Source organism: Qipengyuania pacifica, assembly GCF_019711555.1.
Lineage (GTDB): Bacteria > Pseudomonadota > Alphaproteobacteria > Sphingomonadales > Sphingomonadaceae > Qipengyuania > Qipengyuania pacifica.
Map to the genome: position 1 here is coordinate 783495 of NZ_JAIGNQ010000001.1, position 17408 is coordinate 800902.

A 17408-nucleotide genomic window follows, 5' to 3' on the forward strand; every position below is an offset into this window, starting at 1 on the left:
CCGAGCGCCTCCCACCCACCGTCCTATCGCGGCGTTACCGAGGTAACGACGCTGCCTTCGGTTCCAGTACGAAATTCAAAGGCTATTCCCTCACCGACACTGACCTGTTCGAGGATTTGCGCGTCGGCTTCGAAGGCCATGGTCATCGCGGGCCATCCGATACTTTCGACCGGACCATGCTCGATGGTCACCGTGCCCGCCTCGGAATCGATGGCTGTTACCGTTCCCTCCGCGCTGGCGCTCTGCTCGCCGCCGGTCTCTTCCGCCATCGGCATTTCGCCTGACATGGGCATGCTGTCCGAGTTCGCCATGTCGTCAGACATCATGGTCTCTGAGCTGTCGTCTGCAGCGTCGCAGGCTGCAAGCGCCAGCGGTGCCGCGAGCAGGATCATGTAGGTTGGGGTACGCATTCTTCTTCTCCTTGAGAATTGGCCGATTTTTCCGGACGGGGGCGCCGCAACAACAGATAAGCGGCGGGAAGCAGGAACATGGACAGGAGCGGCGCGGTAATCATGCCGCCGACCATCGGCGCGGCGATGCGGCTCATGACTTCCGAGCCCGCGCCGGTGCCGATCAGGATCGGAAAGAGACCGGCAAGGATGACTGCGACGGTCATCGCCTTGGGCCGCACGCGCAGGAGCGCGCCCTCCCGGATGGCCTCGTCCACTTCTTCGGCGCTCAGGTCAGCTTGTCGCCGTTCCAGTGCGGCTTTCAGGTAGATCAGCATCACGACGCCGAATTCGGCGGAGACGCCGGCGAGCGCGATGAAACCGACCGCAGTCGCCACCGACTGGTTGTAGCCCATCAGATAGAGCAACCAGTATCCGCCCGTCAGCGCAAAGGGCAGCGTGCCCATGATCAGCAAAGCTTCGTCCCAGCGTCGGAAAATGAGATAAAGCAACAGGAAGATGATCGCGAGCGTCGCGGGAACCACGATCTTTAGTCGCTCATAGGCGCGCGTCAGATATTCGAATTGGCCCGCATAGGACAGACTGACGCCGGCAGGCAGATCGACGCCCGCGGCGACGGCCTCCTGAAGATCGGCGACCACCGAAGTAAGATCGCGGCCCCGGACATCGACATAGATGTAGCTGGTCAGACGACCCTGCTCGCTCTTGAGCATCGGCGGACCGTCGCTGACGGCGATACGGGCGACAGTGCCGAGCGTAATCTGTTGGCCGGACGGCGTCAGAACCGGCAGGGCCCTGAGTTCATCGACGCTGTCCCTGATTTCGCGGGGATAGCGCACATTGATCGGATAGCGCGCCAGCCCCTCGACGGTCCGTGCGACATTGGCGCCGCCTATTGCACCAGAGACGATCTGCTGGATGTCGGCAATGTTGAGTCCGTATCGCGCGGCCGCCATCCGGTCGATATCGACATCGACATAGCGACCGCCCGACAGCCGCTCGGCCAGCGCGGAACTCACGCCAGGCACGGTCTTGGCGATACGCTCCACATCGAGTGCAACGCGTTCCAGTTGATCGAGATCGTCGCCTGACACCTTGACCCCGATCGGGCTCTTGATTCCGGTCGCGAGCATGTCGATCCGGTTGCGGATCGGCGGCACCCAGACATTGGCGAGGCCCGGCACCTGGACGACCCGGTCGAGTTCCTCGACCAGCAGATCGGGCGTCATTCCCTCGCGCCATTCTTCGCGGGGCTTGAAGCGGATCGTCGTTTCGAACATCGTCAGGGGAGCCGGATCCGTCGCCGTATCGGCGCGCCCCGCTTTACCGAACACCGTTTCCACTTCCGGGACCGACTTGATCAGGCGATCGGTGCGCTGCAGCAGCGCCGACGCCTCGCCGGGGGAAAGGCCGGGCAATGCACTCGGCATATAAAGCAAATCGCCTTCATCGAGCGGCGGGAGGAACTCGCCGCCAAGCCGGGTGAAGGGGATCGCGGTGGTCAGAAAGATCAGCGCCGCGATCGCCAGCGTTGCCTTGGGGCGCCGCATGACCCAGTCGAGCCCCGGACGATAGATTTTCGTCAGCCAGCGGTTTAGAAAATTGGAATCTTCCGAAGGGATCTTCCCACGGATCAGCCAACCCATCATCACCGGCACCAGCGTTACCGAAAGAATGGCCGCGGCAGCCATCGCATAGGTCTTGGTGAAAGCAAGCGGTGCAAATAACCGCCCTTCCTGCGCCTGCAGGGTAAAGACCGGTAGGAACGACAGCGTAATGATCAGCAGGCTGAAGAACAGCGCCGGTCCCACTTCCTTCGATGCATCGGCGATGATCCGCCAGCGTTCCTTCACCGCGAGCACGGTATCGGGATTCTCGTGTTCCCATCGCTCGAGATGCTTGTGCGCGTTCTCGATCATCACAACGGCGGCATCTACCATCGCACCGATCGCGATGGCTATTCCACCCAGCGACATGATGTTGGCATTGACGCCCTGGAAGCGCATCACGATGAAGGCTGCGAGCACGCCCAAAGGCAGGGTGATAATGGCGACGAGTGCCGAACGCGCGTGCCAGAGGAACAGTGCGCATACGAGCGCCACGACAATAAACTCTTCGATAAGCTTCGTGGTGAGGTTCTCGATCGACGCATCGATGAGCTGGGATCGGTCGTAGGTCGTGACGATCTCGACGCCTTCGGGAAGGCTTGCCTGCAACTCATCGAGTTTGAGTTCCACGGCCTGTATTGCGCTTCGCGCATCCGCCCCCTGGCGCAGGACGATGATGCCGCCGGCAACCTCGCCTTCGCCATTGAGCTCGGCGATGCCTCGGCGCAGTTCGGGGCCGACCTGGATCGTCGCTACGTCGCCCAGCGTGACCGGAACGCCGCCGCTCACCGCGCGCAGCGGGATCGCCCTGAAATCGTCGAGGTCGCCGAGATAGCCCGAGGCACGCACCATATATTCGGCTTCGCCCATCTCGACGATCGAGCCGCCCGCTTCCTGGTTGGCGGCCTGGATTGCGCTCACGATCTCGGCGTGAGTCACGCCGAGCGATGCCATCCGGTAAGGTTCCAGCACGACCTGGTATTGCTTGACCATTCCGCCGACGCTGGCGACCTCGGCAATGCCGGGAATCGTCTTGAGCTCGTAGCGCAGGAACCAGTCCTGCAGGCTGCGCAGTCCGGCAAGGTCGTGCCCGCCGGTCCGGTCGACGAGCGCATATTCGTAGATCCACCCCACACCGGTTGCATCGGGCCCAAGCGTGCTCGTGACGCCATCGGGCAGGCGGTTCTGCACCTGGTTGAGATATTCGAGCACGCGCGAGCGTGCCCAGTAGAGGTCGGTACCGTCCTCGAAGATGATATAGACATAGCTGTCACCGAACATCGAATAGCCACGGACGGTTTTCGCCCCCGGCACCGAGAGCATGGTCGTTGCCAGGGGATAGGTGACCTGTTCCTCGACGATCCGGGGGGCCTGACCCGGATAGTTTGACCGGACCACAACCTGCACATCGGACAGATCGGGCAACGCGTCGACCGGCGTCGTGCGCACCGCCCAGAAACCGGCCAGCGTTACCGCGACGGCGGCGAGAACGATAAACAGGCGGTTGGCGATCGAGGCATCGATTATCCGAGCAATCATTGTCCGGCCCTCGTGATAGACTCGATCCGGGGGCCGGCATCCTGCTGGGTGAAGGTGAAGCGCACCCTGTCTCCCGTCTCGAGCCCGCGCATTTGCGCCGCGCTCTTCGTGCGGAAGGTCATGGTCATCGCGGGCCAATCGAGCCGGGGCACAGGACCATGCCGCAGCGTCACCGAACCATTGGCGATCGACTGGATCGTGCCGGTGGCACCGAAGGTCGCTGGTGCGTCCTCGCCGCCGGTGGAAGCGTCATCTGCCTGATCTATCGGACGGACGTCCAGTCCGGTGAGGCTTGCTTCGGAATCGAGCAGGAACTGACCCGATGTCACGACCTGGTCGCCTGCCGACAGACCGGCCAGCACTTCGGTCCTTCCACCCGCTTCGCGGCCGATCCGGACCTCGGCGGGCATGAAACCGCCCTCGTCCTGCTTCACCATCACGATGGTTCGACGTCCGGTCCTGATAACCGCTTCGGACGGTACCAGCAGCGCGCGGCGTGTGTCCGGGGTCAGCGAGACCTGTGCGAACATGCCCGGCTTGAGGCGCCCGGATGCATTGGGCAGTTGCGCACGAACGGTGATCGTACGGCTTGCATCCTGCGCGCTCGGCAGGATAGCGATGATGGGCCCGGAGAAGCGTTCCTCGGGGAATGCGGTCAGCGTCGCGCTGACAGGTTGCCCGACGCGGACAGTCGCCGCCTGCCTTTCAGGCACCGCGGCTTCGAGCCAGATCGGTGAGAAACCGGTTATCTCGGCGAGCGTCTGTCCGGCCATGACTGTCATTCCCGGACGCACGCCGAGCGATGTGATGGCACCTCCAATCGGCGCGGTAACGGTGATCGTGGACTTCGGACGTCCATTGCGCCCTACCGATGAGATCAGGCCTGGAGGCATGCCCAAAAGGCGCATGCGTTCGCGCATGGCCTGCGCAAGTTCTTCATCACCGCTGTTCAGGACGGCCAGATACTCCTGCTGCGCTCCGCCCCATTCGGGAACCAGGATATCCGCGAGCGGCGCGCCCCGTCCAACGACATCGTCGGGCGCGCGGCCGTAGGTTCTTTGTACATAGCCTCCGGCACGTGGCTGGACGATCGCGACGTCGCGTTCATTGTAGGCCAGAACGCCTGTGACGGTTATTTCCGGCTCGAGGACGCCGTACTCGGCTTCAGTGGTGCGGATGCCGAAATTCTGCACCAGGCCGGGATCTATCCTGACGCCTGCAGTGGCCTCCTCGCCCGCGCACTTGGGCACCAGCTGCATATCCATGAAGGGCGACTTGCCCGGCTCGTCGAAGTGCTGCCCCGGCACCATCGGGTCGTACCAGTAAAGGACCTCCTCGCATTCGGTCGCACTGCCGCCCGCGTCGCTTGCACAACCCTGGCCTTCGCCGAGCTGCGAGAGACCATAGCCGGCGGCAAGACTGATGAGCGCGACCGTGCCTGCCATCATCCAGGATTTCTGGCGCGGCGACAGCCTGTCCCACGCGGCTCCCATTGCGGGTCTCATCGGCCATACTCCCCATAAGTCAGTCGCAGGTTCGCGGCGGCCTCGACGGACGCCTCTTCGCGTTGCAGAATTTCCACCCGCAGCATGGCGAGCGTTTTGATGGCGTCGATGATGTCGAGCAGATCCGCGCGGCCTGCGGCAAAGCTCGCGCGTTCGAGGTCCACGCGGCTTTCGGCAAGAGGGAGCAGTTCGTCCGTCGCGCGCTGCCATTGTCGATAAGCGCTGCGCCATGCGGCGAGATCGGTCTCGAACTGGGCTTCGAGTTCACGGAGCCGGTCTGCTCTGGCCGACTGCGCCGCCGCCGCCTCGGCGTCGGCGGCGGCTACACGCGGGTTTTGGCGCCGGTCGGCGAAAATCGGGAGCGTGATCGAACCCATCACCGAGACGACATCGCCAAAGTCGGGATCGCGCCTTCCATAGCTCACATTGACGCCGAAATCCGGACGCCTTTCCGATCGGGCAAGATCACTTCGCGCTTCCGCTTGACGAACCTGCGCAAGCGCCACGACAAGTTCCGGATTGCTTTGCAAACTTGCCCGCAAACCTTCGGGATCGAGATCGGGCGAAGGCGTGGTTCCGGTCGCGATAGCGTTCGTCAGAGCGGTATAGCGCGACAGCATGGCTTGCGCGGCCTCTCGGTCGGCTTCAATCTTGGTCCGCATATCTTCGACCTCGAGCACGGCACGGCGTATTTCGAGACTTTCGGCGGGTCTGGCCGAACCGGCGGCTACAGAACTGCGCGCGAGTGGCACGAGCCCCCCGATTTCAGCAAGCGCATCGTCGGCCACGGTCAGAGCCCGTTGGGCGTAAGCCAACGAGATCCATGCCTTTCCTGCGCTGACGCACACCCTGTAACGGGTTTGAATCAACTGTGCTGCGGCAAAGTCGATGTCGGCGTCCGCCATTCCAGACCGGGCCCTGCGCTTTGCGAGATTGGGAATCTCCTGTTCGATTCCGACTTGGATCTGCGTGGGAAGCTGGCGACCCAGATCAAACGCGGCCGGCCCGCTTACCGGCAGGTTCTGGATGCCCGCGCGAAGGCGCGGGTCAGGCAGTTCATCGGCAGCGTCGGCGATCTCGCGCCGGGCGTCCAGTCGCAGTCCGCTTGTTCGAACCTGCGGCTGGTCGCTAGCCGCTGCTCGCAAAGCTTCTTCATAGCCCACCGACTGGGCATTACTTGCCGGCGCAATGGCCAGCAGGACCGGAAGCGCGGTCCAGCATACTCGTTTCATGATTGTTCATTCCGCAAAAGGAGCGCGTCAGGCACGCGTTCCGGATCACCGGCCCGCGTCGAGCGCAGGCCGTTCATCCAGAGGCAGGAGCGCGCAGGCTTAAGCCTGCACGCGGGTCATGCCGGAAATTGCGGAGGTGGCGGTTCTGGCCCCAGCCTTGGGGCGGCGAGCGAATTGGAGATCAAACCGCTGAATTGAGCAGCCTGCGCCGGTAAGTCTTCGGAATGGGTCGCATCAGCGCCGGGAGCGAGCGGCGCAATGCACCCGAGCGCCACCAGACAATCCAGCCGAAGGTTCTTGCAAGGTGCGCTGCCGTCATCTTCCGTGGAAGTCGCGCCCGCCATCGTTTCCATCTCTGCGCAGGCCGGATCGCCTGCGTCGACGACCTGAGGAAGAGCAGAAGCATGCGCGGCCGACTGGACGAATAGCCCGCAGGCGATCAATAACAGTCCTAGGGTACGCAAGGCTCGCATCACACTCACCTAGAGCTTTGCCGCTTTTAAGACAAGGTCATGCAGCCTGCGGAGAGTCTCAAAATTATCGTGACCCCTCCCGATTGTCGCCGTACGTGTCTCGAACATGCCGCCTCCTCCTCAGTCGATTCCCAGTTCGGCTTTCAGCGCTGTCATGCTTTCGAAGCGGTCTTCTTCTGGGCGGGCTATTGCGGGCTTGGCGTTGACCCAGGTGTTCTCGCAGACGAATTCGAGCATCGCTGCCGCAAGATCCGCGTGCCGGCAGCGAAAGCAACCTTCGGCAAGGCGCTCGTCGGAAATGACGGCTTCACCGGTATAGGGTTCGTCCAGGAGCCAGCCCGGTCGCGCAGCCGTCCATTCCAGGCCTTTCGCGCGCTCCAGAAGATCTTCCATTGCGCGCATCTGTGCGAGAATTTTGTGCAAGGCTGGTCTTGCTGTGAGCTCGAACCATGCAGGAACGCTGGGCTGCGCCTCTACGAACGCTGCCGATATCACGACGATCCGGGAAATGCCGGTTGCCGACATCGCTTCCACCAGCCTGCGGGTTCCCTCCGTGTAAAGCGGAGGCGGATCGATCGCCGTCGATGGACTAAACCCTATACCGAGTGCGGAAATAACAGCACGGCAACCTTCGAGCTCGCTGCTGAAGTCGTCATTGAGTACATCGCATTGGAAGTACTCGACGTTATCGACCCGGTCCGATGGTTCGGGCAAGGTGTGCTCGAACGCTCGAACCGCGATGCCCTTGCGAACCGCATGGCGCAGTATTTCCGTACCGGTCTTTCCTCCGGCACCGAAGACCGCAATGGGTGCTGCATCGGTCACAGCCTCAGCTGCCACTGTCGTACCTCATTATGAATCTGGCCGCGCGTGCCGGGCCCGTCGTGATCATGGAGCGGGCGCCGACGCACGCTGGCGCCCGCTCGCTCGTGTTCACGCCTCGCTGTTGCCGCAGGTCGTGTACCCCCAGAACCCGAACTCGTCCTTCATCCGAGGTCCGGCGACGATGAGTTCCTGCATCTGCAGGCCCGCGTCTCCTTCGTCATCGAGAAGGCGCGTGCGGATACGAAGCTCACCATTCGCATACTCACCCGGGGCGCTTGCTGTGACAGGGATCAGCTTGCCGTTGATCTTGATCGCGCCGCCACCGCTGTTGTCGTAGACGAACGACGGAAACGCGACCTCAGTCAGGCGAAACTGACACGTGTTCTCGGCTCCCAGCGTGGCGAGGTCCGCGTCGCTCATGGTCTCGGGCAGCATGAGGCCCGGGCTGAGGTTGGCAAGAGCGCTCGCAGCACTCTCTATCGGCGCCGCAGTTGCCGGGGGATCGAGCTGTGCTTCGCGATCATTGCCGACCGCGGTATTGGTGTTGCAGGCCGCCAGAGGGAGGGCTGCAAGCGTCAGGATTGCGATCTTGTTCATTGCTGCATCTCCTCGGGCAGGCGTTCTTCGGTGCGCGGACCGTTTTCCTCGATGTCCTGGATGAGATATTTCATCTCGGCGATCTCGCGCCGCTGCGCGACGATGATGGCCTGCGCGAGTTCGCGAACCCGCGGATCCTTCAGGCTCGCCCTCTCGCTAGTCATGATCGCGATCGAGTGGTGCGGGATCATCGCGGCCATGTATTCGGTATCGTCCACCGTGGTCTGGCTGCGTACGAGCCATAGCGCGAGCGCGAAGACGACGGCTCCGACACCCAAGATGATGAAGTTCTTGGTCCGGTCCTTGTACATGCCCCACATGAAGAGAAGCATGACCACCATCATCATCGCGCCCATGACGAACATCATCCAGAAGCGCGTCTCGCTCCAGAAAACGTCGTCCATGTCGAAGCTGTTGGCATACATCAGGAAGAACATGATCACGGTCGAGGTCGATACCATTGCCATGAACCGCCAGTAGTTGCCGCCCCCTCCACCTTTTTCGTGTGCATCGTGCCTAGCTTCAGCCATATCAATTCTCCTTTTCGCTCATGGTTTGATAGACATATTGGGCGGTGCAACTGATCATCAGGAACCCGGTAAGGGCGGCGATGCCGGAAATGGCGCGCATGTGCCCGGCGGGCAGAATATCGCCGAGACCGACCGTCGAGATCGTGATCAGCGCGAAGTAGTAATAATCCATCCAGCTGTTGATGACGTCCTTCTCGAGCCCGCCAAGGCCCCAGACGGAAGCGAGATACATTCCGCCCGCGAATATGCCGGCGATGACCAGATGGCTGAGAAGAACGAGGCTGGAGCCTGCAAGCAGCCGGAAATGGCGTGGGTCCTTGCCTGGCGGAGAAACGGCTTTCGCCCCGCGCAGCATCAACATGTGGAAGTAGAGAGAGATCGCGAACAGCGCGAAACCGAGAAGCAGTGCCCAAATCATAGCGAGACCCAACCCAGGGCCTTGGCACCCATCCAAAGACCCATACCGATCATGAACAGGTTCTCGGTCAACGATACGAAGCCGAGCGGCACGTTGCTGCTTCCGCCGACGCAAGCGCATTTCAACTCGCGCTTGTCGATGTAGACCGCCTTGAACACGCTGACCGCGCCGACCGTCCCTATGAACAGCGATACCGGAACCGAGACGATCGGAAGCGCGTGCGCGACCATTAATATTCCAGCCAAACCCTCACCGAACGGATATAGAAATCCATATCGTACCCAGCGTCGCGCCAGCAGATCGTAGTTGAGGAACATGGTCGAGAAGCTGCGCACGTCCTGCAACTTCTGGATCGCGAGCAAGGCCATCGATAGGCTGACAAACCATTCGACCGCTTCCACCGTGAAAATCGTGTCGAAAACGTACCAGCTAATTGCCAGACCCAGGAGGAAAGCGACGCCGAAAATGGCAATGACGGGCTGGTAGCTGGTCTCGTCATCACCGGCTTGCGTTCTTTTCTTGCCGACATGCTCACGGACATCGTCGTAACCTCCGATGCGCTTCCCGCCGATGAAGGTTTGGGGGGTGGTTTCTACCCCATGCTGCTCTTTGAACGCATCGGTCTCCTCGCGCGTTTTCAAATGGTGGTCGTCCACCTCGAAACCTTCGCGTTTGAGCAAATCGACCGTTTTCAATCCATACGGACAAACGTGGTCCGGCATGACCATTCGGTAAACGGTGGCAGTAATAGTCGTCACGATATGCTCCGTCTTGAATTTCTTTTGATCCGCGAACTTGGCGCCTCGATCCTCGTCGGCTTTTGGTCGCTGCCTTTGCGCTCGTGTTCTACTAACGGGGTCACCGCCTCTCTTCCGCCGGTCTTTCTGAAGCGGAGTCCATCGCTTGCGAACGCCTGGACAAATAGAACCATTCGGCGATGAAAACGGCGGCAATGCCTGCGACCGCATAGGCGACGACCGCAGGGTCGGTTTTGAGCTTGGCGAAGGCAAAAGCTGTCAGGACTACGCTGTCCGCCACGAGTGCCGACCATAGCACCCAGGCACGCGCACCGATCTCTTCCCGCAAACCGCGCAGCACGCCCCAATGCACAAGCATGTCCATTACGAGATAGAAAAATGCTCCGAGCGAAGCGATCCGCGACAGATCGAACAGGACCGCGAGCGTGCCGGCAATCACTACGGTATAGACCAGCATGTGACTGCGGATCGGTCCGCTCATGCCGAAATGGCTATGCGGGATCATCTTCATCTCGGTCAGCATCGTCAGCATTCGCGAAACGGCGAAAACACTGGCGATGACACCCGAGGTCGTGGCTGCGATCGCGATTGCGACTGTGAAATAGAAGCCAAGCTCTCCGAGCGCGGGGCGCGCAGCTGCCGCAAGAGAGTAATCGCGCGCCTCGGCTATTTCTGAAGTGCTGAGGCTGGCGCCGACCGCCACCGCGACGAGAAGGTAGACGACCACGCATACTGCGATCGAAATGATAATGGTTCTGCCGACATTCCGATGCGGATCGATGATTTCGCCGCCGCTGTTGGTGATGGTGGTGAAACCCTTGAAAGCGAGGATCGAGAAAGCGACCGAAGCGAGCAACGCGTCGAGGCCCGAAAGCGCGACCGGCTCTGCGAAGGCACCGCCTGAAAATCCGGTGGCCCAGATCGCCGCAATTGCGAACAGGGCGATGCCGCCGATCTTGATTGCCGACATAATGAGCGAAAACCCGCTGACCGATTTGTTGCCAGCAGCATTCACGAAATAGGCGAAAACGATGAGGGCCAGTGCCGCGACGGAGACCAGAATGCCGCTGCTTTCGAGCCCAAAGGGCCGCAAGGCATAGGTCGCGAAGGTCCGAGCGACCAGGCTTTCGTTGATGACCATCGACAGCGCCATCAGGAGCGATGCCGATGCTGCAACGACGCCCGGTCCGTAAGCCTTCTGAAGGATCATCGCGATGCCGCCAGAGGAGGGCCAGCGGTTCGACATCTTGATGTAGCTGTAGGCGGCAAGCGAGGTAACCAGCGCGCCGACTATGAAAGAAAGCGGAAATAACGGTCCAGCCAGTTCGGCAATCTGGCCGGTCAGTGCGAAGATACCTGCGCCAATCATGACGCCGGTCCCCATCGCGACACCGCCCAGCAACGTTATCGAGCCCGCATTCTCGCTATGTTGATCGTCGCCATCTGTCTGCAAGTCTTTCCCCTGTCTATGTCATCCCGTCCGAGAAGCATCACGACAAGCAGTACGTTGGGCAGAGGTTCACCCCTTAAAAAGATCCAGCATTTCTGACCGAGCTTTTGACTATCGCATTTCTCCTATTTCGTGCGTGCTGCAATCATACAAATTGGAAGGGTCCGGGACTGTGGGGGCAGCCAGCCCGGACCCGGCGAGAAGTTCGACAGGCTTCTGTGTCGCTTCCCGCAATTAGTCCTCATCGCCTGCAACCTTTCATGCCGACGCATGGAGTGGCTTCACCCCCTTACGGAAAGGACGCGAAGACGCTCTGTCCGGTTGGGCCAAAGGCGATGACGTCGTAAGGCTGGATCCGGTTTCCGGCCTCCATGCCGGGCGATCCCAGAGGCATTCCCGGAACCGCGAGGCCGGCAACGCCGGCGGGCCGTTCGCGCAAAAGCTTGGCGACGGCTTCTGCAGGCACGTGACCTTCGATGATGTATCCATCGACCTCCATCGTATGGCATGACCATAACTCTTGGGGTACGCCCCGCGCGGTCTTGATCGCCGCCATGTCGTTGCTGTCGACCGATGCCACCTTCGTGTTCATCCCGTCTTCGACATGGCCTGCCCAGTTGAGACAGCACCCACATCCTGGATCCCGGAACATCGTATAGGTCGCTGCCTGAGCCACGTTCGAACAGGCTGCCAGCACGAGCAAGGCCGCGCCGCTAATCGATCGCCGGAGCAGCGAAGGCTTTTTCAAATTCATTGTGCAATTCCTTTCTTGTATCCGCGCCATAGCGAGATCGTCCCGGTTGCCGTCGGGAACCGTTGGAGCAGGCATGGCTCGGTGAAGATTTCGGCGAACAGTTTTTCGACTTCGCCGTCGGCGCTGGGCTGCGTGTCGCTTATGCCGTCAAGAGACTGGACGGTCGCCCGGAAGAGGCTCCGCATGAGTGGGCTATCCTGCTTCATATAATCGGAGATCAACACGGTTCCGCCTGGCACGAGCAAGCTTTCGATGGTTTCCAGGATTGTCTGCTTCTTGCGCAAGGGGACCTGGTGCAGGACGAGGCTGCTGACGATCTTGTTCGGCTGCCACCCTGCGGGTAGCTTGAGGCTTTCGAGAAAGCCATTGTGCCATTTCACGAGATCGGCTCCCGCGCCAAACTTGCGCCGCGCAAGCGCGAGCGCATCCGGGTCGGGTTCGACACCGATCAGACCCGCTTCCAAACAATCCGTCATCAAGGCCTTGAGAAGAGTGCCGGTTCCGCTGCCAACATCGATCACCCGGTCGCCGGGGACAAGGTGCAGCTCTTCGACAATCCTTTGGCGCCAGAGATGTTCGCGGGTGAACAGACCGATCGCCCGGTCGTAAAGCGGCGTCAGAAAGCTCTTGCCAAGAAGAGGCGTAAATTCGCCGTGATCTTCAGGTGCGGTGATATTGCTCACGAGTTGGTTTCCATTCATCCCGGGTTCGACCCGATTCTGACAGACCCGTCTCGATTACGTATGGTGGTGGACATTCCCTCAAAAAAAGAAGTTTAAGGGATTGTGCAGGCGAGCGCGTATAGGACACGTGCAACCCACAGGAGTTTTTCGGATGCGTGACAATCACTCTCTTGATGCGGTGCTCGGAACCCTTTCCGCCACCGGCACCAGCGAGGTCCCCGCCGACTTCATGGATGGCGTTTGGCAGCGCGCCGGACAGCTTGGCGAAATCGCCGACCGACGCCGCCGGACGGCTCTGTTCGTCGGTCTGTTCGTCGTCGGGCTTGGAGCTGGCGCCGGAACGAGCGGTTGGCCCGGCGGCTATGGCACGTCTTCCGCGTCATTTGGCGAGAGTCTTATCCTCGGCGAACAGCTGTCCCCATCGGCGCTCCTCCATGTGGAGCAATAGGGTTTGAAGACGACGCATATCGTTCTCGCGGTGCTTCTCGCAGCACTTGCAGGATGCCTCGGCGCGATTGCCGCGGACCGCTGGGCCAATCACGAGGCTGGCTCCGGCCTCCACGATTTCGTGCACGACGAACTCACCCTGACGGCCGACCAGGAGCAGCGTCTCGATGCGCTCGAGGCTCGTTTCGCTGTCGAAAGGGCACGGCTCGAAGGATCGGCGCGTGCAGCCAATGCCCGGCTCGCCCAGGCGATGGAAACCGAGCATGAGTACGGTCCCGAGGTCTCGGCCGCGATCGACGAGGTGCATGCACGCATGGGCGATCTGCAGAAAGCAACGGTGCGCCATGTCTTCGACATGCGCGAAATTCTCGAACCCGAGCAGCAACGCCAGTTCGACCGCAAGGTCTCCGACGCCTTGACCCGCGACCCTCGCGACTGAAGCGCCATGTCGGGGGCGGGCGACAATCCGGATGAGGCCCTTGTTTCGCAGGCGAGGGCTGGAAACAAGCGGGCTTTCAGCCAACTCGTCGAGCATGAAACTGGTCGGCTTCTCGCGCTCGGGACACGCATGCTTTCCTCTCCTTCTCAGGCCGAGGACGTTGTTCAGGACAGCCTCGCTTCGGTGTGGCTGACGCGCCATCGGCTTGATCCGGACAAGCCGATCGGACCCTATCTGACAACCGTCGTCCTCAACCGCTGCCGGGACCGTTTGCGCAGGCGCAAGGTCGCGGGCTTTTTCGGACTGTCGGGTGATGACGAACTTCATTCCATCGCCGACGATTTGCCGGGTCCTGAAGCGTTGGCCGTTTCCAGGGAAGAGCTCAATCTCGTTCAGGCCGAGATCGCGCGAATGCCTGTAAGGCTGCGCGAAGCGCTTGTGCTCGTGACCATCGAGGGGCGTAGCCAGGCCGAGGCGGCCGATCTTCTCGGAACGACCGAAAAGGCGATCGAAACCCGCGTATATCGCGCGCGCAACAGGCTGAAGGAGCGCTTCGAAAAACTTTGAGGGGTTGGCTGGGCGCGCGCGTAAGTAACGGTAAACGCCAAGTCAGGAGCCCTTTATGATCGCCGTCAATCGACGCAAGTTTCTCGGAGCCGGAGCAGGAGGAATGGGTCTGCTCGGCCTTGCCGGGGCGATGCCTGCCTGGGCACGGGGCGCGGACATCCTCGCAGGTAACGCCCGCAAGGGGCTGGACGAGATATCCGGCCCCAATATCGACCTCACCGTTGCCCGATCGGCCTTCGCGACCGGCAACAGGCGCGGCGGCGCGATCGCCGTCAATGGCACGATCCCCGGTCCGCTGTTGCGATTGCAGGAAGGCACGACCGTCCGGCTCAATGTCCATAACCAGCTCGAGGAAGATACCTCGATCCACTGGCACGGTCTGCTCGTGCCGTTTCAGCTCGATGGAGTGCCTGGCGTGAGCTTTCCCGGCGTCAAACCGGGAGAGACCTTCACCGCCGAATTCCCGGTTCGCCAGTCGGGTACCTACTGGTGGCACTCGCATAGCGGCCTGCAGGAACAGGCCGGGCATTACGGCGCGATCGTGGTCGACCCCGCCGGACCCGATCCGGTCCAGGCCGACCGCGAATATATCGTGGTGCTGAGCGAATTCAGCGAAATGTCGCCCCACACGATTTTCGACAAGCTCAAGAAGGGCGAAGGCTACTTCAACTACAACCAGAACACCTGGACCGACGATTACCCGCTTTCGGGCGAGGATCGCCGGATGTGGGCGAAAATGCGCATGATGCCGACGGACATCCTCGACGTGTCGAGCGCGGCTTATACCTATCTTCTGAACGGCCATGGCCCGCTCGACAATCTGGAATACCTCTTCCGCCCGGGCGAACGCGTGCGGCTGCGCTTCATCAATGCCGGCGCCATGACCTTCTTCAATATTCGCATTCCCGGCCTGCCGATGACCATCGTTCAGGCGGACGGGCAGAACGTCGAGCCGGTGGAGGTCGACGAGTTCCAGATCGGTGTGGCCGAGACATACGACGTCGTCGTGACGCCGGGCGCGCAACAAGCCTACACGCTGGTCGCGGAGTCGATGGACCGCTCGGGCATGGGTATTGCCACACTCGCGAGCGCACCCGGCGCTCGCGCCGCCATTCCGCCGCTGCGCGATCCGCCGCTTCTGACCATGGCCGACATGGGCATGAGCGGCATGGACCACGGCTCGTCTGGCGATGCCGGCATGTCGGGCATGGACCACGGAAGTGGCGGCGACATGGCGGGGATGGATCATGGTTCGTCCGGCCAATCCGAGATGGCAGGCATGGCCGGCATGTCGGGGATGCAGATGCGCGACACGTCGCTTCTGCCGCCCGATGTGAAGGTCGGGCCCGGTCTCGACATGGTCTCGAGGAACCCGGTCGACCGCATGGGCGATCCCGGCATCGGTCTCGCCGATGTGCCGCATCGTACGCTCGACTATCGCAAGCTGCGCGCTCTGACTCCACACCGCGAGGGCCGCACGCCGTCCCGGCGAATGGAAATTCATCTGACCGGCAATATGGAGCGCTACATGTGGTCGTTCGACGGCAAGAAGTTCTCCGCCGTCTCAGACGAGCCGATCCGTTTCGCCTATAACGAGCGCGTGCGCGTGAAGCTCGTCAACGACACGATGATGGCGCACCCCATTCACTTGCACGGTCATTTCTTCGAGCTGGTCAATGGCGCGCCGGCCGATCGTCAACCGCTCAAGCACACGGTAATCCTGCAGCCGGGTGGCAGCGCGCAGTTCGACCTGACGGCGGACGAGCCGGGCGACTGGGCCTTCCACTGTCACCTTCTCTACCACATGCATGCCGGGATGTTTCAGATCGTCACGGTCGCCAATCCCGACGGGAGCGAAGCATGAAAATTCGTATTGCCAGCCTGCTCGCATCGGTCGCAGCCGGCTCAGTTCTCGCCTCCCCCGCGGCGGCGCAGCATGCCGGTCATTCGCCGGCGGAGCCGCAGCAAAGCGCCGAGGCGCAGGCTGACGCGAAGACGAAGTGCGAGGAAGAAGCCGAGCGCCATCGCGCGATGGGGCATCCGGTTGCAGATGGAGCATGCGAACCGGCTGCCCAGCCTGAAGCCGCCATGGACCGCTCGCAGATGGATCACTCAACCATGGATCATGGTGCGATGACCGCTCAGGATGGCCATTCTGGCATGACAATGCCTGTGGACGCTGCCCGTCCACAGGCATCGCCCGAAAGTCATGAAGGAATGGATCACGGCTCGATGCCGCAGGGCAAGCCCGCCGAAGGCGCGATGGATCATTCGCAGATGAATCACGGCGAGATGGGTCAGGCGGAGGCCAGTTCGTCGATGGACCATGGGCAGATGGATCACAGCCAGATGAACCATGGGGAGACGCCTTCGCAGGACAGGCAGGGCATGGACCATTCGGCGATGCAGATGGGCTCGGACGATGATATCCCGCTGCTGCCGCCTCCTCCAGAAGCAGGGAGCGGCCCAGCGCGCGCGGCGGTCGCCATCTGGGGCGAGGAAGCCATGAACGAAGCGCGCCGCGAGCTTGTCCGCGAGACCGACGGAGGAATGCGCTTCTGGTTTCAGGGCGACCGGCTCGAGTACCGCGCCCGCGAGGGGAAGGATGGATATCTGTGGGACATCCAGGGATATTATGGCGGCGACATCGACAAATTCTGGTTCAAGTCCGAGGGTGAGGGCAGCTTCGGCGAACCCATAGAAGGCGCCGAGGTCCAGGCGCTCTGGAGCCGCGCCATTGCGCCCTTCTTCGATTTCCAGGCGGGTGTTCGCCAGGACCTGACCGGTCCGGAACGCACGCACGCGGTTATCGGTATCCAAGGGATCGCGCCTTACCAGTTCGAGGTCGATGCCGCGGCCTTCGTCTCCACCAAGGGCGATGTGACGGCGCGTTTTGAGGGCGAACTTGATCAGCGCATCACGCAGCGGCTGATCCTTCAACCGCGTGCCGAAATCGCACTTTCCGCTCAGGATATTCCCGAACTCGGCATTGGCGCTGGCCTCGACCGGATCGAGGCAGGTCTGCGTCTTCGCTACGAGTTCGCACGCGAATTCGCGCCCTATGTCGGCGTTTCCCAGGAATGGCGCATCGGCGACAGCGCGGATTTTGCGCGGGCCGCCGGAGAGGATCCGAGCGTCACCAATTATGTCGTCGGTGTGCGATTCTGGTTCTGA

18 protein-coding genes are annotated in these 17408 nt (G+C 61.6%); 5 read left to right on the top strand and 13 right to left on the bottom strand.

Translation table 11 applies throughout. The features are described from left to right. Positions 1 to 23: 23 nt before the first annotated feature. From K3177_RS03885 to K3177_RS03945, 13 genes are all read right to left on the bottom strand, one after another. Positions 24 to 410: a copper-binding protein gene (locus tag K3177_RS03885; protein WP_244982565.1), complete on the bottom strand. Its 387-nt coding sequence runs from the start codon at positions 408 to 410 to the stop codon at positions 24 to 26. Continuing rightward, positions 389 to 3556 (bottom strand): efflux RND transporter permease subunit, encoded by a 3168-nt coding sequence (locus K3177_RS03890; protein ID WP_221597128.1) that lies wholly within the window; start codon positions 3554 to 3556, stop codon positions 389 to 391. The genes K3177_RS03885 and K3177_RS03890 overlap by 22 nt, the downstream gene beginning before the upstream one ends. Continuing rightward, positions 3553 to 5049 (bottom strand): efflux RND transporter periplasmic adaptor subunit, encoded by a 1497-nt coding sequence (locus K3177_RS03895; RefSeq protein ID WP_221597449.1) that lies wholly within the window; start codon positions 5047 to 5049, stop codon positions 3553 to 3555. The genes K3177_RS03890 and K3177_RS03895 overlap by 4 nt, the downstream gene beginning before the upstream one ends. An 8-nt stretch (positions 5050 to 5057) precedes the next feature. Continuing rightward, positions 5058 to 6293, bottom strand: coding sequence for a TolC family protein (locus tag K3177_RS03900; protein ID WP_221597129.1), 1236 nt, complete (start codon positions 6291 to 6293; stop codon positions 5058 to 5060). Between the two features lie 116 nt (positions 6294 to 6409). Continuing rightward, positions 6410 to 6766 (bottom strand): hypothetical protein, encoded by a 357-nt coding sequence (locus tag K3177_RS03905; RefSeq protein ID WP_221597130.1) that lies wholly within the window; start codon positions 6764 to 6766, stop codon positions 6410 to 6412. A 120-nt stretch (positions 6767 to 6886) separates the two neighbouring features. Then, positions 6887 to 7591 (bottom strand): NAD(P)-dependent oxidoreductase, encoded by a 705-nt coding sequence (locus K3177_RS03910; protein ID WP_039388617.1) that lies wholly within the window; start codon positions 7589 to 7591, stop codon positions 6887 to 6889. A gap of 108 nt (positions 7592 to 7699) precedes the next feature. Beyond that, positions 7700 to 8188 carry a DUF6692 family protein gene (locus tag K3177_RS03915; RefSeq protein ID WP_221597131.1) on the bottom strand — a complete coding sequence of 163 codons (489 nt, stop codon included), beginning with the start codon at positions 8186 to 8188 and terminating at the stop codon, positions 7700 to 7702. Then, positions 8185 to 8649: a DUF305 domain-containing protein gene (locus K3177_RS03920; protein WP_008603933.1), complete on the bottom strand. Its 465-nt coding sequence runs from the start codon at positions 8647 to 8649 to the stop codon at positions 8185 to 8187. Before K3177_RS03920 ends, K3177_RS03915 begins: the two co-directional genes overlap by 4 nt. A 70-nt stretch (positions 8650 to 8719) precedes the next feature. After that, a complete protein-coding gene (locus K3177_RS03925) occupies positions 8720 to 9136 on the bottom strand; it encodes a potassium channel family protein (RefSeq protein WP_008603934.1) in 417 nt (138 codons plus the stop codon). Continuing rightward, positions 9133 to 9864: a glutaredoxin family protein gene (locus tag K3177_RS03930; protein WP_009823997.1), complete on the bottom strand. Its 732-nt coding sequence runs from the start codon at positions 9862 to 9864 to the stop codon at positions 9133 to 9135. Before K3177_RS03930 ends, K3177_RS03925 begins: the two co-directional genes overlap by 4 nt. A 130-nt stretch (positions 9865 to 9994) precedes the next feature. Next, positions 9995 to 11347: an APC family permease gene (locus K3177_RS03935; protein ID WP_009823996.1), complete on the bottom strand. Its 1353-nt coding sequence runs from the start codon at positions 11345 to 11347 to the stop codon at positions 9995 to 9997. Positions 11348 to 11633: 286 nt separating this feature from the next. After that, positions 11634 to 12098: a DUF411 domain-containing protein gene (locus tag K3177_RS03940; protein ID WP_008603937.1), complete on the bottom strand. Its 465-nt coding sequence runs from the start codon at positions 12096 to 12098 to the stop codon at positions 11634 to 11636. Next, complete coding sequence (locus K3177_RS03945) at positions 12095 to 12799, bottom strand: class I SAM-dependent methyltransferase (RefSeq protein ID WP_221597132.1); 705 nt, start codon at positions 12797 to 12799, stop codon at positions 12095 to 12097. Before K3177_RS03945 ends, K3177_RS03940 begins: the two co-directional genes overlap by 4 nt. Positions 12800 to 12932: 133 nt before the next feature. Here K3177_RS03945 and K3177_RS03950 point away from each other — a divergent pair, with 133 nt between their 5' ends. From K3177_RS03950 to K3177_RS03970, 5 genes are read left to right on the top strand one after another with little or no spacing between them, the layout of a single operon-like run. Continuing rightward, a complete protein-coding gene (locus K3177_RS03950; protein WP_009823994.1) occupies positions 12933 to 13229 on the top strand; it encodes a hypothetical protein in 297 nt (98 codons plus the stop codon). Positions 13230 to 13232: 3 nt separating this feature from the next. Then, entirely contained in the window at positions 13233 to 13667 is a 435-nt protein-coding gene (locus K3177_RS03955; protein WP_009823993.1) for a Spy/CpxP family protein refolding chaperone, read from the top strand. Between the two features lie 6 nt (positions 13668 to 13673). Then, a complete protein-coding gene (locus K3177_RS03960; protein ID WP_151884812.1) occupies positions 13674 to 14234 on the top strand; it encodes an RNA polymerase sigma factor in 561 nt (186 codons plus the stop codon). Between the two features lie 55 nt (positions 14235 to 14289). Next, on the top strand, positions 14290 to 16098 hold the full coding sequence (locus K3177_RS03965) for a copper resistance system multicopper oxidase (RefSeq protein ID WP_221597133.1): 1809 nt from the start codon (positions 14290 to 14292) through the stop codon (positions 16096 to 16098). After that, on the top strand, positions 16095 to 17408 hold the full coding sequence (locus K3177_RS03970) for a copper resistance protein B (protein WP_221597135.1): 1314 nt from the start codon (positions 16095 to 16097) through the stop codon (positions 17406 to 17408). Before K3177_RS03965 ends, K3177_RS03970 begins: the two co-directional genes overlap by 4 nt.